Raw genomic sequence first — 16,511 nt, forward strand, 5'->3', positions numbered from 1 at the left:
CTCGACGTGACCACTTCCTGTGTAATCAGATTTCATAACTTTTACATTCTTACAGCATTACCGGTTGCTACCTTTTTACGATAAGCCCAATAAAATACAATAGGGAATATAAACAGGTTGAATATAGTATCCGTTATCAATCCTCCAATAACTACCGTTGCGAGTGGTTTTGAAGTTTCTGAACCAATTCCTACAGACATTGCAGCAGGCAACAAGCCAATTGCGGCCATCATTGCTGTCATCACTACCGGTCTGATCCGACTTTCAACCCCAAGCCGTAGTGCATCTGTAAATGTCCATTCAGGATGCCCTGTCCTCATTTCATTAATATTGGTTTTAAACTTTGTGATCAGGATCACACCATTTTGAACACAAATGCCAAACAATGCAATAAAGCCAATTCCCGAAGAAATACTAAAGTTAATTCCGGTAATCAACAAGGCAAATATCCCACCTATAATGGCAAAAGGCACATTATTCAAAACAAGTAATGAATCTTTGATGGTTCCGAATAGCACAAATAAGATAAAGAAAATAATCAAAATGCTAATTGGAACAACCTGCATTAACCTGGCGGTAGCTCGTTCTTGATTTTCAAAATCACCGGCCCATTCTATAGCATAGCCTTTTGGAAGTTTAATTGCAGCATTTACTTTTTCCTGAGCTTCTTTAATTGTACTTCCCATGTCTCGACCCCTAACCGAAAATTTTATTGCACCATAGCGTTTGTGTTTATCACGATAAATCATACTTGGTCCAATAATCTTTTTAATGCTGGCAATTTCCCTAATAGGTACTTTATTACCGGATAGCGTAGGGACACGCAAGTCACCTATTGCTGCAGCATTATTTCTAAAACTTTCAGGGTACCTGATCCGTAGCTCAAATTTTCTTTCACCCTCATAAATTTGGGTTGCAGCTTTTCCGCCAATGGCTGTTTCAATAACAGCGTTGGCATCGGCAGTTGTTACGCCATAAAGTGCCATTCTTTCCTGATCAAGGTTAATTTGAAGTTCAGGCTGCCCCAGGTTACGCATGATACCTAAATCTTCAATACCTACAACCTTCTCCATGATTTTAAAAATCTTCTCTTCTTGCTGCTCTATAAACTTAAAATCATCACCAAAAAGTTTGAGTACAATTGAGCCTTTAACTCCAGAGACAGCTTCTTCTACGTTATCTGAAATTGGTTGCGAAAAGTTCAGATCTATTCCAGGAAAATACTTCAGTTTCTCCTGCATTCTAACAATTAAGTCTGCTTTACTTTGCTTGCGTTTCCACAGATCCTGTGGTACTAAGTCCACGTGAAACTCTATATTGTAAAAACCGGTAGCATCTGTACCATCATCTGGCCTCCCTGTCTGGGAGATCACCTGCTTTACTTCCTCAAAACTTAGAAAGATCTTTCGCATTTCATTAGATAATTTGACAGATTCATCCAATGAAGTACTCAGTGGCCCAGTCGCCCGCACGTAGATAGAGCCCTCATTGAGTTGAGGCAAGAACTCTGTACCTAGAAATTTAAAGCTAAATAATCCGATAATCAAAATGACAATCGTAACAGGAAATGCGATTTTACGTCTTTTAAAACAAGTATTGAAAATACGAACAGCATTCTTTGTAATCCATATTACAAAGAAATTGTGCTTTTCCTTTACATTCCTATTCAGCAATATGCTAGCCAGCACCGGTACCAAAGTAAAGGTTAGAATCAGCGCACCCAATAGCGCAAACCCAAGTGTCCAGGCTAGTGGTGAAAACATTTTACCTTCAACCTTTTCAAAACTAAATATGGGTAATAAACCTGCTATGATGATCAATTTGGCAAAAAAGATTCCCTTACCATTCACCAAACAAGCCTCTTTAATCATACCTAACTTACTCAGTTTATTAAAGCGCTCCATTCCCACCTTCTTGGCCCTATGGTCGAGAATCACAAAGATCCCTTCCATCATAACGACGGCCCCATCTATAATAATCCCAAAATCAATTGCCCCCATAGAGAGCAAATTGGCCGACATGCCTTTCATTTTTAAACAAATAAAGGCAAACAATAAAGACAGCGGAATAACAATGGCAACGATAATGGTAGTACGCCAATCGGCCATAAAAAGGAACACAATTACCGTTACAAAAATAATCCCCTCCGCCATGTTGTGCATCACAGTATGTGTTGCAAAATCGACCAATGTTTCCCGGTCATAAAAAGTATCAATTTTTACATCATCGGGCAGGATACTGGTATTTAATTCATTTATTTTAACCTTTAAGTTTTTTATAACCTCACTAGGGTTTTCTCCCTTGCGCATTACCACAATTCCTTCTACCACATCCGGGTCTCTGTCTCTTCCTACTTGCCCTAATGGTGGAAGGTTAGATTCAGTTACCTCAGCAATGGTTTTCACAAAAATTGGTGTTCCTTTGATATTGTCGACAATAACATTTTTGATTTCATCAATATTATTTAGCAAGCCTATACCTCGAACCACATATGCCTGACCACTTTGCTGGATTACATCACCCCCAACATTAATATTACTTTTAGAAACAGCATCAAATACCTCTAAAGGAGTTACACCATATTGGACAGCCTTCTGCGGATCAATGGTAATCTGATACGCTTTGGTTTGTCCGCCAAAGCTATTTACATCTGCCACGCCCGGAACTGAACGAATTTCCCTTTCTACAACCCATTCTTCCAAGGTTTTCAACTCCCTGACCGATTTCTTGTTACTGGTTAGCGTATACCTGAAAATCTCACCCGTAGGTCCATAAGGTGGCTGTATTTCAGGTTTTGCACCCTCCGGAAGATCTGCATCTCCCACATGGTTATTGACTTGCATACGGGCAAAGGCATTATCTACATCATCTTCAAAAGATACCTTTACAACTGATAAACCAAACAAAGAAGAAGAACGTATAGTCGTCTTTTTCTCTGTAGGATTCATCGCTATCTCCAGTGGCCTGGTCACAAACTTTTCCACCTCTTCAGCACTTCTACCAGGCCATTGCGTAATTATTGTGACCGAAGTATTTGTTACATCAGGAAAGGCATCAATACTTATTTTCTTGAAGCTGATATACCCTCCCAGCAACAACAAAAACGTCATGAAGAATATAAAAAACTTGTTCCTGAGTGAAAAATCAAGAACTTTTTTAATGACTTTATTCATTTATATAAGTTTAAATAATAAGAGAATCAGGCTATTTCTTTAAAGATTCGTAAAGGAACAATTGTCGCGAAGTAATGATCTGATCACCTGCTTTCAGTCCATCACTCACATACGCTAAATCTTCCACTCTTTTAGCAATAGTAATTTCCTGAACATGAACTTTAGCTTGCCCATCCTTTATCATTACATAGTTACGGTCATTGTCGAAAATGATAGCCGATGCAGGGATAAATGGCAAATTGCTACCAGCAACTTCCGCTATAGAAACTTTGGCAAACATCTGAGGCTTTAATAAATAGCCTGGGTTTTCAATTTTAACCCTGGCCCGCATTACTTTATTTTCAGGGTCTATTAAACTATATACCTTATCAATCTTTCCATAAAAAACTTTATCAGGATAAGATAACGTCGTGATCTTAACGGTATTTCCATTTTGAATTTTAGAAATATCAGACTCATATATATTAATCAATATATATACAGTAGATAAATCAGCAATGGTAAACAAGTTTTCAGCATTGTCGGCCCTTACCTGCATATGATCAGTAGCATTTTTCTCTACAACATAACCACCTATAGGCGTCACAATTGCGTAACCACGACTATTGGTTTTATTAATAGCCATAACATCTCCGGCACGTTTACTTTCTGCTGTAGCTTTTTCATATTCAGATTTGGCTTGTTCCAGATCTTTCTCAGAGGCCAGACCACTTTCATATAAATCCTGTGTGGATTTAAGAATCCTTTTGGTGTTCCTTACATCTGCTTCAGAAGAAATAAGATCTTTCGCAAAACCGGCAATTTCTACACTTCGCATACTTGCCAGTACCTGACCTTTTTTTACCATATCTCCCAGTTGTACATGAACATCTTGTGTAACTCCACTTACAAGTGGGAATATTTTAACCATTTTATTCTCATCCGGAGCAACAATACCGGTAAGGGTCAATTGAGTTGTAGCATTGCCATCCTTAACTGTATCTACAACCAACTCACTGAGTAATTTATCATTTAATTGGAACTGGGGATCTTTTACAACTTCTGCAGGTTCAGCGCTGTTACAAGAAATTAAACAGGTTAAAGCGAAAGTTGCAACGATCATTAACACTGAGATTTTAGGATTATTGTACATATACATGCTTTTTATTTGTTAAAAAATTGAGTTCCGGTAATAAAATTCAATTCCTCCAGTGAATTGATACGATTAAGCTCCATGGAATTCATTTGCAAGGTGTTTGTTTTATAAGAGTCATAGAAATCCAGAAATTCCAATAAGCTGATATTCCTTTTTTGGTAGTTTTTAGCAACCTCTTCGATCAGATGCGTAAAATTTGCTGTAAACTTCGGATCAAAGCTGTTATAAAGCCTTTCTAGCCTGAAAGCCGCCTGAAATGAATTATCCAGTTCACTTTCTATTTCATCCTTCTGTTGTTGAAGACTATTCATGCTGCTTTTAATCGCAATTTTAGCTTGTTTTATCCCCCCTTGATTCCTGTTAAACAACGGAAGAGGAATGCTTACACCCAGACCACTATAATTGCGTACCGTACTTCCCAATTTATCAAAGGTTAGCCCTACCGTGATATCCGGTATCGCCATTGCATGTTGTAATTTTAAGTTCAGATTGCTGTAGTCTACTGCTGATTTTGCTATTTTTAAATCATAACGATTGGCATAGGCAGAGTCTAGTAACGATTTATATGGTACTTCTTCCAATACATTTTTAGTCGCTATGTTCAATTCCATCTTAGGTAAAATATAGCGTTGAGGACTCACTCTGATTAAGAGCTTAAATTCGCTCTGCACATCATCTATTTCATCCCTTAAGTCATTCAGTTCTGTTTGAAGCGTGTACAATTGAGATTGAATACGCAATACTTCGTTTTGTGCAATGTTCCCCTTTTGGTATTGCTGATTAAATACGGCTAAAGTTGTTGATAAAGAATTGATCTCCTCCTGATACACCTTAGCAGACTGTTCCTTATAGTATATTTTGTAAAAATCCGTTCTTAAGGTATACTTTAAAGTTCTTAGCAGGTCAAAAAACTCATATTCAGACTGTTTAACACCGATCTTTGCCAGGTTAATGTTTTTATTTCTTTTGCCTGCTGTTACAAAAAGTTGTGAAATACTACCAGTATACTGTCCGCCATCATAACTCATGTCAAAGAATTTTTTGGTCTCCGGATTGAAAAGAATGTTTTCAAAGCCAAATTCAGGATTGTTAAACAAACCCGCAGTTATGACTTCAGCTTTTGCATGATCTATATTAAACCTGCCAGCCAACAGGCTTAAGTTATTTTGCAGAAATTCTGCTTCTGCCTCCTTAATGGTTATACTTAAAGTATCCCGTGCCACTTTCTGTGCACACGCTCTCTGTTCCTGAAAGATGATGCCAATAGTTAGCAATATCAAAAGGGTTCGAGCAAATTTTCGACTCATAGCTTTCTTTTTTTGAAAGCAAAGCTATATTACAGGTATTAGAGACCCCTTAATTTACCATTAAAGGGGAATTAGAAAGAGATTAGAATATTCTAATTTGGTGGCAAATCAGGCTTATCGTGTAGGGAAAAAGAGTGTAAAGGTTGTTCCTTTATTGACTTCCGATTTAATGTCAATTTTTCCATTATGTAAGCGAACAATGTTATCTGTTAAAGAAAGGCCTATACCATAGCCCTGAAAATTCATGGCATTGGTAGCACGGTAGAAAGGTTGAAATATCTTCTTTAAATCCTCTGCTGCAATTCCAATTCCTTTATCCTGAATTAAGATCCTAATACCTCCATCCTTATAACTTATGGCACAGAGAACTGGTTTCCCCTCTGAAAATTTAATCGCATTTTTCAATATGTTACTGATGGCGATAAACAACAGTCGTCTATTCCCAAAAAGCATACTTTTTGATGGATCTTCAGGCAAATTATATTTAAAAGTTACATTCTCTATATTTGTTTTATCTCCAAGTTCATCAACAATTTCCCACATAAGCTCATCTATCCTGACCTGCTGAAAATCTTTGTTGTTCAAATTAGTCTGCATGAGCTCCATGAGACTATTGATAATTAAATTTAACCGCTCCACGCTCGACACTATCCCAAGTAATGCTGCTTTGTACTGAGCCGGTTTCCGTTCTTTCATCAAAGTGATTTCCGCTTCTCCAAGTATAGAAGTAATTGGTGTACGCAACTCATGCGAAGCATTTGCTACAAAAGATTTCTGACTATCAAAAGATTGTTCCAAATGTTCCAGCAGTTGATTAATCGTTAGTGAGAGTGTATCAATCTCATCCGTCTTATCCATGCTGATTGGCAATCGCATATGAAGATTCGAAGATCGCGTTCGTTTTAAATTATCAGTAATCATCACAATTGGCTGCATCGACATATTGGCAAATACCCTACCTATAAAAAAGGTAATAAATAAAGAAGCTACAAAAAATACCGACATAATGATACCAAGCTGATTCATGTCATAAAACCCCCGTTCATCAATTGCAGAAACAACGACAATAAAATTCCCGGAATTATCCTCATAGTATAAGCCTGATGCTTGTCTTTCTCCTACCATAAAATGAGCAGTCTTATTCTCAAGAATTTTCTTTACAAAACCTTTATTCCATATCAGGGAGTCCTTAGGTGTGAATATAGGCTCGAGTTTGTCTGTATAAATGCTGATGGATTCCTTAGATAGAGACTGAGGGAATTTTTTAGTTACCTGCATGAATACTTTTTTGGAGAGGTTGTCCTCTGCAAAATGAAATTGCGCTGCAATCATCGCACGCTCATCCAGCTTATTAAAAAAAGAATTGGAACGATTGTGCTCTACAAATATAAAAATGCCGCTTAATACTATAAACAGTAAAAAAGCAAACATAAAAGTAAACTTTAGGGACAGGGAATTTTTAAATTTCATCATTTTGACAGGAGATTTAATCATCCTTAATTAGATATCCCATTCCTATCACTGTATGTATCAGCTGAACAGGGTAACCTTTATCAATTTTTGCACGTAAGTAATTGATATAAACATCAATTAAATTGGTTCCCCGATTAAAAGAAATGCCCCAAACTGCCTCTGCAATATACATTCTGGATAAAACTCTATTCTTATTGGCCAATAAAACCTCCAGCAATGTAAACTCTTTAGCAGACAACAAGATAATTTTGCCATTTCGGGTGACTGTTTTTTTGTAGCAATCCATTTCCAGATCGGCAATTTTATATATTGTACCCGGCAAAACCATGTCTTTTCTTCTACTCAATGCTTTTACCCTGGCTAGCAACTCCACGAAATGAAAGGGCTTTGTTAAATAATCATCTGCGCCATTTTCCAGGCCTAGTACTTTATCGTTTACGGTATCCAAAGCAGACAGCATTAAAATTGGCACTTCCTTTTTCACCTGTCTGATGAGCTTGCAAATTTCTACCCCGTTTATATAGGGTAAAACAACATCCATAATAATCAGGTCATAATGGTATTCCAATGCCATTTTGCATCCCATATTCCCATCATAAGCCACTGCAACATTATTCATTTGTTCCTCAAGCCCCTTTTTTATTAATGCAGAAACCTTTGGTTCGTCCTCAATTAGTAAAATGTTCATGTTTTTTCTTTCAAATATAATAGACGCACAATGTTTTCTACTGTACATTAAAACATTCTAATTTCATTAGAATGATATCATTCATCAGCCTATGGTATATAGAAGTCTAAGGGCTGGTGCCGGGATTGCAATAGAAGAAAAGGGATCAGGTTTATGCCTGATTATTGTTATGTGGGTTTCCATCCCGGTCATCCAAACCATTTTTAGCATTGTTAAACTCCCTGATTCCCTTTCCCAATCCACTCATCAATTCAGGTATTTTTTTGCCACCAAAAAGCAAAAGGACTGCCACTAAAATAACCAAAACCTCCTGTGTGCCCAAGGATGCCAGTAATGTTGTCTGTAACATAATTTTATAGATTAATATTATCTGGCACAAGAATAAGATAGGAAAATTAAAACGGCATTAAAACTTAAAAAAAAGCATATATCTTTACCGCAAATTTTACAATTATATTCTTTTATGGCAAAAGCATCTGAAATTAAAGTAGGAAACATATTACGGTTTAACGGTGAGCTGGTAACAGTTACGGAGATCTTACATCGTACTCCAGGTAAAGGTGGGGCTTTCTACTTAGGTAAATTTCGTAATATTAAAACGGGAAAAATCGTTGAGGCCCGTTTAGGAACTGACGAGCAGGTTGAAATTTGCCGCGTAGAAACGAATGATTATCAATATCTATATGAAGAAGGTGATTATTTTGTCGTAATGGACAATGTCACTTTTGATCAATTCAATATTCCTAAATCATTATTTGGCTCATCTGCTAAGTTCCTAAAAGAGGGCATGGATGTGATCGTTTCGTTAGAAAGTGAAGAACCTATTATGGCACAAGCTCCAAACTTTGTGGAATTGGAGATTACTTATGCTGAACCGGCCGTTAAAGGTGATACTTCTTCAGGTGCATTGAAATCTGTTACTACAGAAAATGGAATTGAATTAAAAGTACCTTTGTTTGTGAACCAGGGTGATAAGATAAAAGTAGATACGCGTACAGGAGAATATGTTGAGCGTGTAAAATAGTTGCTAATTATAGCAGTAAAAAAGTGGCTCGTATATATCCTATGAGCCACTTTTTTATTGCTTAGCTTTTACTTTATCATCGGCAGATACTTTTCACGGTTCTCAATAATCACCCAAATATTAATAGCAAAAAGTACAAGTGCTAATGGTAAACCCGACGGAGCCATTGTGAGGTGTGTTAATATGATGCCTATCATAACCGGAAAAATAACTATTGCGCCAAGTGCCCTGTATTTATTGGCCATGAAAAGCATACCACCAATAATTTCGACAATTGCAATCAGTGGTAATAACCAGCCTACGGTCATAAAGGCAGTCATTACTTTCACCAGGCCTTCAGGCAAATCTTTAGGCACGGGCATATAATTTAAAAATTTATTCAGTCCCGCATTAATAAACACCAGCCCAAAAAGGAGGCTTAAGACAAATATAATTTTCTGCTTCATCGTTTTTATTTTCAAATTACTAATATTTACTTACTTTATAACAAGCAAATTAAATAAATATAATTTTATAGAAAATACACGACTGCTTTATTTAAACCAATAGCTATACCCAATTGAAGCGGTTGCAGCACCAGTATTGTTCTTACCGTTTTGGGTACCTTTTTGTATGTTCAGGAAACCATAATTACCACCACCTTCTACAAATATATTACTTAAACCAAAACGATAACTCAAGCCTATATTACCTTCTACACCAACATTAGCTTTATGTAATTGGCTTCTTATATTATCTGTAGCATCAAAAGACTGGGGACCTATCGGCAAGGGCTGCGTACCGGCAGGATCTGTATAAAGATTGTCGTTACCACTGGTTACCTGCTTGGCAGAGATTAAATAACCGAAAAAAGGTCCTACATCAGCATAGATTCGAAAAGGGCTTTCTTTATGAAAATTCCAACCAAATTTAGCCAGTATAGGAACGAGCAGATAATCTAATTTGGCTTCGCTGTTATAGTTAGCATACAGATAGGTAGGTACTTGTCCTGGCGGAAACATTGCAGCAACCTGATCTGGAACTGTTAAGGCTTGAAATCCGTTCTTTTTTCCTCCTTGTGAGGAATATTCAATCATTGGTTGCACAGAAAAATGATCAGAGATTTTAAATTCAGCAAATATAGCTACGTCGGCCCCCTGTCTGGAGCTATATCCAGTATTTAATGGATTTTGATTACCTCCAGCTGTTAAATTGGGTATACTGATTCCTCCCCTAACGCCCAAGGCAAAATTTTGGGCTTTAATGACTAATGAAGAACATAAAAAAACAGCATATGTAAAACATAGAATGAGCTTTTTCATAGTAAAAAGATTTTATGTACATGATAGCTTCAATAACCATTAAAAAACCATTATGTTTTAATAAAGCGCTATTTCCTGGTCTCTAAAAATGTAACAATAGCGGTCAGGTCTTGATTGCTTAATATGCCACCATAAGCAGGCATATTAGGACCACCATTTACAATCCTTATGGTGATATCTTTCTTAGAAAGCCTTAAAGCAACTTCCGAAAGGTCGGGTCCCTTTAATCCTCCCTGATGCGCTATACTATGGCAAAATAAACAGCCTCTTTGATGAAGCAAGGAAGCCCCCTTTATCACTACAGAATCGGTAGAGTGCACGACTTTTGCTGCTAAAGGTTTAACATCGAATTTTGGTGACCATGCGGACTGCTGGCCAAGCAGGAATAAACTGAGGATAAATATAACAACACAAAGTACGCCAAAAACCGCCCATGGACGCCGTATAGGACTTCTTTCCCCCTTATTGGAAATAAAAGGTAAGGACAGTAAGATGATGATGGTTAAGCCTGGACCTATAAAAATCACATACGACTCTATTTCTGGAGGCATTAAAGCAAAAAGAGAAAAAATGGAAAGCATATACCAATCAGGTGTAGGGTTGGTATAAATGAAAGACGGATCCGGAGGCTGGGTTAATTCTGGCGGCCCGAATATAATAGCGAGCGAGATAATTGCAATAATCGTAGCTGCTCCAAATAATAAATCACGCCATGCCGAATATGGCCAGAAAGGCACCCCTATTTTTTTCAGCATATCATGATACCATTCCCTATATTTTTTTGGATCAACAGGTCTACCCGCTTTAGCTGGCTCGGATATTCCATTCCGTATTACCAACATTAAATGGTAAGCCAGGAATATAAAGATAATTGCAGGGATCACAAATACATGGTAAGAATAGAACCGGCTTAATGTATGTCCTCCAATGGTATCACCACCCAGTAATAACCGGGCTACATATTTACCGATCAGCGGGATTCGTCCCATTTGCTCTGCGGCAACAACAGAAGACCATACACCATTTGCATCCCATCTTAACAATTGTCCTGTAAAACCCATTGCAATGGTTAAAAACAGTAGAAAAACCCCGCTGATCCAAGCCATTTCTCTTGGAAACTTATATGCTGCTGTGAGATAAACCCTGATCATGTGAATTCCTACCATAATAATCATCCCCGACGCGCCAAAATAATGGACACCCCTCAACACGTTTCCAAAAGCTGCCTTATTGGTTATAAACAATAGAGACTGATATGCACCTGATGAAGAGGGCTGATAAAGCAAGGATAAGGCAATCCCTGTGATTACCTGTAAAACCAGACAAAATAAGGTCGCACTCCCAAAAACATAACTCCATTTAGAGCCAGGAGGAACAAGATGTTTAATCATTGGCTCAAACATTTCTGTAAGGCCGCTACGATCATCAATCCAGTTCCATATTTTTTTTAAAATTCCCATATTCAAGCTAAGCATTGATACTCGTGATCGGTACAGGAGCTGTTTGTATTTCTACAGCTTTCTTGTTAATTCTAACCTGATATTGCACTAAAGATTTAGGGGGTGGTCCTGAAGCCACAGATCCATCCTTGTAGTATACTCCCCCATGACAAGGGCACATAAACAACTCTGCACCCTCTTCCCACCTTACCGGACACCCCAGATGCGTGCAGTTGACGGAAAAGGCGGTGAATACATTTTCTGTATCCCTTCTCAACCATGCCGCTGTAAAGGCCGTCATTCCTGCCCATGCCTCCGGATCTGCATTTTCAAATTTCACTAGTTTGGTGATTCCTATAGCAAATTCATCTATCAAGCCCACTTTCCGCCATATTGCAGGTGTCTTTTTCATCAATGGAGCCAACATTGCGCTTAAAACCGGGATTCCGGCAACAACTGCAGATAAGGCACTTAGTCCAAGGGTAATTTTAATTAGAAAACCCCTTCTTCTTTTGTCAATCTCATTTTCCTTCATTACGCAATATGTTAATCCATCCAATAAGTGCAACTATAAAAACTAAAGATCCTGCCAGCAAAATCACCCAATTAGTTAATAATCCCCAAAGCATGAAAGCTAATCCCATGGCCAAAAAGAAAGGCCAGTAAGTAGGTTCAGGTAATATTTCCGGCTTTGCCTTCTCCCAGTTCGGTGCCGGTATAATTTCAATATCTTTATGATTTTCTTCCACCATGATCTATAGTTGTCACATTTAAATTAACCAGTTTATGATTTACAGGGCGATCGACTTCTCTAAACCATTGTTGTAAGAGATAGATGCAGGCCCCCAGGTAAACAAAGCAGCATGGCACCCACATAATCAGCCCTGCTGCCTGTTGATCAACCTCTGGAGAAATCCCCCAAGGATTTATAGCATGCATGTCCATAGATGCACCCATTTTATTGTAATGATGAAATACATTTATTGGTGCAAAAGTGATCAGCAATCCTAATAAAGAACAACTGATACAAGCCGTAAACAAATAAACTATTCCTAAAAGCGGATGAATCCTTTCGCTTTTTATGGGACCAACCAGGGGCCAGCTAAAGCATATACCAGCAATCAGCATACTCGACATTTGCAACAGGTTAATCAGACTAAAAGAACTATCCATTGCCGAAAAAGAAGCATCGAATACAACAGGAATATGCCAAAACCACATGATCCCTACACCAGAAAGCCAAGCCAGCCAATTGTGCTTAGCAAATACGACCGATAACCTTTGAATCGCTTTTATTGAAGGAGACGAAATCCTGGAAGGAATACTTAGGACAAGTAAAGGCCCGCAAATCAACAATAAGATTACATGCGTAATCATATGTGCACTAAAATAATAATGCATACCAAGATCGTGAAGCGGCGAACATTCAACCCCTATGAAAATTGAAATAGCCGACCAAAAACAGATCATTTTTTTTCGTGGCCTGACTGTTGAAATTCTATAGTAGAAATAAACAATTACCATCGAAAGCAGCAATACCGAAGGATCAAAATGCCATTGATAAATTACAGGTTCCTTTTCCATTAGCGTACAATAAAAGGTAATACATATACAATTAGAAATACAAACACCCAAACGATATCCACAAAGTGCCAGTATATTCCTACCATACTGATCAGAGATGAGCCCGGTTGATCATAATCCCCGAGAAATGCCAGGCAAGTAAGCACTGCAATAACAATCAGTCCAATAAGAACATGCAAACCATGAAAACCTGTTAATGTGAAGAAACTTGTACCAAATGTGCTACTGCTGATGGTTACCTGATGATTTAAAAGGTCATAATACTCTTTACCTTGTCCGAACAAGAATATCACGCCCAATAAAATTGTTAAGAGTAACCAGACTTTAAGGTGTTTGACATCCCCTTTCCTGAAATTCTCTTCTGCACGCCAATACGTGAAGCTACTTGAAAAAAGAAACAGGCTAAAAACCCCTGTTGATTTTATGTCCAGACTAACCAACTGATGTGTCCGGAAGCCTGGTACTAAGGAAAAATAAACAAAAGCCATAATCAAGGCCAGAAAGAACATCGCTTCTGTACCCACAATCAGTTTTATCATTAATTTATTATCCATATCGTTCTGTATTAATCAGCATCATCTGGTCTTTTAAAATCCCGGAAAGGTCTGGTGCTATTTACCGGAATTACCTGATCAAAATTTTTAAGCTCCGGCGGAGATGAAGTAGTCCATTCCAGCGTACTTGCATCCCATGGGTCGGCAGGAGCTTGTACTCCTTTTCTAATCGCTTTTACCAAAATATATACGAGTAAACCTATTGAAATGCCCATTAAAAATCCTCCTGTTGTCGAAATCAGATTTAAAGTTCCCCATCCCGCAAAATCAGGGTAAGTATATACCCGCCGTGCCATGCCCATTGCGCCCAGGGCGTGCTGCACTAAAAAAGTAAGGTTAAATGAAATCACAAAAAGCCAGAAAAACCATTTACTCAGCCGCTCATCGGGTATCCGGCCACTAATTTTAGGGAACCAATAAAACAAGCCGGAAAGTAATCCAAATAATGTTCCCCCGATAAAAACATAGTGGAGATGTGCAACTACATAATAGGTATCCGTTAACTGCCAGTCGATAGGGATAATCGCAAAAGAGATCCCACTTAAGCCCCCAATGGTAAATTCTACCAAAAAGGCAACAGCAAACATCATAGCAACTTTAAAACGGATCGCGCCCCCATACATCGTTGCTAACCAGTTAAAGATCTTCACCCCCGTGGGGATCCCGATTAACATACTGCTTGCTGCAAAAAAACCATTGACGGTATTTCCTAATCCTGTAGCAAACATATGATGAATCCAAACACCAAAAGCCAGCAAGGCAATAGCCATACCTGAGCCAATAATAAAATTATAACCAAAAATGGGCTTACGACTATATACAGGAAAAATTTCCGAGAAAATCCCAAAAATTGGTAGAATAACAATATAAACTTCCGGGTGACCAAACAACCAGAATAAATGTTGCCATAAGATGGCGGACCCACCACCTATAGCGGTAAAAAAGTGGGCATGCAGCTGCCTGTCGAGCAACAGCATTGCCAATGCTGCATTTAGTGCTGGAAAGGCGGCTAAGATTAGAAAAGAATTGATCAGCACCATCCAGACAAACAGCGGCATGTGTTTTAAGCTCATTGTACCCACCCTGTATTTAAGAATGGTGACAATAAAATTAGCCGAAGCAGAAACTGTACCTATCCCTGCAATGAGCAAACTAGAACAGTAATAATCAATACCGGGCGAAGAAGAATAATTATATTGATTGAGTGGTGCATAATTGAACCAACCAGCATCTGGCGCACCCCCCGCCAGAAAACTAAAATAAAGCATTAAACCACCAAAAAAGGTAAGCCAAAAACTAAAGGCATTTAACCTTGGATAGGCCATATCATTTGCACCAATCATTAGGGGAACCAGGTAGGTATTGAAACCAAAAATTGCAGGCATAGCTACAAAAAAAATCATAGTAGTACCGTGCATGGTAAACAACTGGTTAAAAACCTCAGGATCAAGAAAATCATTATTGGGTACAACCAGCTGTAACCGCACCAGCAAAATTTCGCAACCGCCCATTACTAAAAACAATACAGACAACCACAGATACATGATACCAATCTGCTTATGGTCCACAGAAGAGATCCATTGCAATAATCCCTGATTCGTGCTCACACTCAAACCTGGGATAGGCTTCTCGGATTCTGGCAAACGGATCGCTTTCATTTTAGCTGTGTTAAATAAGCAGTAAGTGCAGCAATACTATCCTTGGCAAAAATAAACCGGGGCATGTGTGAACCGGGTTTTACTTTTTGAGGATCAGTTAACCACTTGTATACATTTTCTGGATTATTATCCATCATTCCCGCCAGCATAGTTTTACGACTGGCAAAATGAGTTAGATCTGGTCCTTCGCCACCCGTTGCTATTGTTCCCTGTACACTGTGACAATTGCTGCAGCTGGCTTTCATAAAAAGCGCTTTTCCTTCCAGCGCCAATGTCCCCATGGGTAATTCAGTCCTCTGAGAATGCGCTTGCAACCACTGCTCATGATCCTCGGGCGATTGAGCCACTACTCTTATACGCATCCATGCATGCTGTTGTCCACAAAATTCGCTGCATGTTCCTTCATAGGTACCAGGTTTATTTATCGTTACCCATAAATGATTCACCATGCCTGGTATTAAGTCCATCTTCCCCCCTAATGCCGGCACCCACCAGTCGTGAATTACATCTGCAGCATTGAGCTCAATTAGTAACCTTTTACCAGTTGGCAAATAGATTTCATTAGCTGCTACGACTTTTGAACCTGGGTAAACCGCCTCCCACCACCATTGATGGCCGGTGATGATAATATCCGGGGGGCCATCCCCATGTGGAGGAAGTACCTCCCGCATTGTTTTTATTGACCAAAAAAAGAAACCAATAACCAATACCAATGGAAAACCAACCATTAATATTTCTACCTTTCGATTACCCTTAATTTGAATTGGCTCAACACTAGTGGCTTTTGCACGAAACTTAACTGATATATAAATGGTTAGCAATACAATAAGTAGCATAACCCCAGCTGCTGCTATTAAAAAGCCATAAGTAAGTGCTCTAATTTTTTCTGCCTCAGGAGAAGCTACTTCAAAAATTGATTGTCCGTTAGAAATCAAACATAAGTAGCCAGCCATGGACATAAACTTTATTTTACAGCATTAATAAATTGATTATCAACGATTAAACAGCATATGCCAAGAAAAGTTTTTGAGATCAATAAATTTTAGGATCTAGTCCTAAAAAACCAATTATCTTTTATCATATTTACCCATGCATTTGCTTGAAGAGGAAGATTAACCATTGCAGTTGATAGCATAGAAGATTTTTTGGCAGCAACTATATAAATAAAACTATGG

General features: G+C 38.4%; 16 protein-coding genes. 1 reads left to right on the forward strand and 15 read right to left on the reverse strand.

What is annotated here, in order from left to right:
• Positions 1 to 41: 41 nt before the first annotated feature.
• The 6 genes from P0Y49_10500 to P0Y49_10525 all read right to left on the reverse strand — a co-directional run bounded on the left by P0Y49_10500 (position 42) and on the right by P0Y49_10525 (position 8,125).
• On the reverse strand, positions 42 to 3,173 hold the full coding sequence (locus tag P0Y49_10500) for a CusA/CzcA family heavy metal efflux RND transporter (GenBank protein ID WEK21566.1): 3,132 nt from the start codon (positions 3,171 to 3,173) through the stop codon (positions 42 to 44).
• A gap of 31 nt (positions 3,174 to 3,204) precedes the next feature.
• Positions 3,205 to 4,305, reverse strand: a complete 1,101-nt coding sequence (locus tag P0Y49_10505; protein ID WEK21567.1) for an efflux RND transporter periplasmic adaptor subunit — start codon at positions 4,303 to 4,305, stop codon at positions 3,205 to 3,207.
• Between the two features lie 11 nt (positions 4,306 to 4,316).
• Positions 4,317 to 5,615 (reverse strand): TolC family protein, encoded by a 1,299-nt coding sequence (locus P0Y49_10510; protein WEK21568.1) that lies wholly within the window; start codon positions 5,613 to 5,615, stop codon positions 4,317 to 4,319.
• Between the two features lie 114 nt (positions 5,616 to 5,729).
• The gene (locus P0Y49_10515) at positions 5,730 to 7,088 is read right to left on the reverse strand and encodes a HAMP domain-containing sensor histidine kinase (protein ID WEK21569.1); all 1,359 of its coding nucleotides are present in this window, start codon (positions 7,086 to 7,088) and stop codon (positions 5,730 to 5,732) included.
• 13 nt (positions 7,089 to 7,101) lie between these two features.
• Entirely contained in the window at positions 7,102 to 7,776 is a 675-nt protein-coding gene (locus tag P0Y49_10520; protein WEK21570.1) for a response regulator transcription factor, read from the reverse strand.
• Positions 7,777 to 7,927: 151 nt separating this feature from the next.
• A complete protein-coding gene (locus P0Y49_10525; GenBank protein WEK21571.1) occupies positions 7,928 to 8,125 on the reverse strand; it encodes a twin-arginine translocase TatA/TatE family subunit in 198 nt (65 codons plus the stop codon).
• A 114-nt stretch (positions 8,126 to 8,239) separates the two neighbouring features.
• Between P0Y49_10525 and efp the strand changes: the two genes are divergently transcribed.
• On the forward strand, positions 8,240 to 8,800 hold the full coding sequence (efp, locus tag P0Y49_10530; GenBank protein ID WEK21572.1) for an elongation factor P: 561 nt from the start codon (positions 8,240 to 8,242) through the stop codon (positions 8,798 to 8,800).
• Between the two features lie 68 nt (positions 8,801 to 8,868).
• Here efp and P0Y49_10535 read toward each other — a convergent pair whose 3' ends face one another.
• The 9 genes from P0Y49_10535 to coxB form a co-directional block, all read right to left on the reverse strand.
• Positions 8,869 to 9,246 (reverse strand): DoxX family membrane protein, encoded by a 378-nt coding sequence (locus P0Y49_10535; GenBank protein WEK21573.1) that lies wholly within the window; start codon positions 9,244 to 9,246, stop codon positions 8,869 to 8,871.
• An 87-nt stretch (positions 9,247 to 9,333) separates the two neighbouring features.
• The gene (locus tag P0Y49_10540; GenBank protein WEK21574.1) at positions 9,334 to 10,101 is read right to left on the reverse strand and encodes a porin family protein; all 768 of its coding nucleotides are present in this window, start codon (positions 10,099 to 10,101) and stop codon (positions 9,334 to 9,336) included.
• 68 nt (positions 10,102 to 10,169) lie between these two features.
• Positions 10,170 to 11,561 (reverse strand): cytochrome b N-terminal domain-containing protein, encoded by a 1,392-nt coding sequence (locus tag P0Y49_10545; GenBank protein WEK21575.1) that lies wholly within the window; start codon positions 11,559 to 11,561, stop codon positions 10,170 to 10,172.
• Positions 11,562 to 11,568: 7 nt separating this feature from the next.
• Positions 11,569 to 12,075: a ubiquinol-cytochrome c reductase iron-sulfur subunit gene (locus tag P0Y49_10550; protein WEK21576.1), complete on the reverse strand. Its 507-nt coding sequence runs from the start codon at positions 12,073 to 12,075 to the stop codon at positions 11,569 to 11,571.
• On the reverse strand, positions 12,062 to 12,292 hold the full coding sequence (locus P0Y49_10555; protein WEK21577.1) for a hypothetical protein: 231 nt from the start codon (positions 12,290 to 12,292) through the stop codon (positions 12,062 to 12,064). The genes P0Y49_10550 and P0Y49_10555 overlap by 14 nt, the downstream gene beginning before the upstream one ends.
• Positions 12,273 to 13,124 (reverse strand): cytochrome c oxidase assembly protein, encoded by an 852-nt coding sequence (locus P0Y49_10560; protein ID WEK21578.1) that lies wholly within the window; start codon positions 13,122 to 13,124, stop codon positions 12,273 to 12,275. The genes P0Y49_10555 and P0Y49_10560 overlap by 20 nt, the downstream gene beginning before the upstream one ends.
• Complete coding sequence (locus P0Y49_10565) at positions 13,124 to 13,678, reverse strand: cytochrome c oxidase subunit 3 (GenBank protein WEK21579.1); 555 nt, start codon at positions 13,676 to 13,678, stop codon at positions 13,124 to 13,126. Before P0Y49_10565 ends, P0Y49_10560 begins: the two co-directional genes overlap by 1 nt.
• An 11-nt stretch (positions 13,679 to 13,689) precedes the next feature.
• The gene (locus tag P0Y49_10570) at positions 13,690 to 15,336 is read right to left on the reverse strand and encodes a cbb3-type cytochrome c oxidase subunit I (GenBank protein ID WEK21580.1); all 1,647 of its coding nucleotides are present in this window, start codon (positions 15,334 to 15,336) and stop codon (positions 13,690 to 13,692) included.
• Positions 15,333 to 16,289 (reverse strand): cytochrome c oxidase subunit II, encoded by a 957-nt coding sequence (gene coxB, locus P0Y49_10575; GenBank protein WEK21581.1) that lies wholly within the window; start codon positions 16,287 to 16,289, stop codon positions 15,333 to 15,335. The genes P0Y49_10570 and coxB overlap by 4 nt, the downstream gene beginning before the upstream one ends.
• Between the last annotated feature and the right edge of the window lie 222 nt (positions 16,290 to 16,511).

The organism is Candidatus Pedobacter colombiensis, from assembly GCA_029202485.1.
GTDB lineage: Bacteria > Bacteroidota > Bacteroidia > Sphingobacteriales > Sphingobacteriaceae > Pedobacter > Pedobacter colombiensis.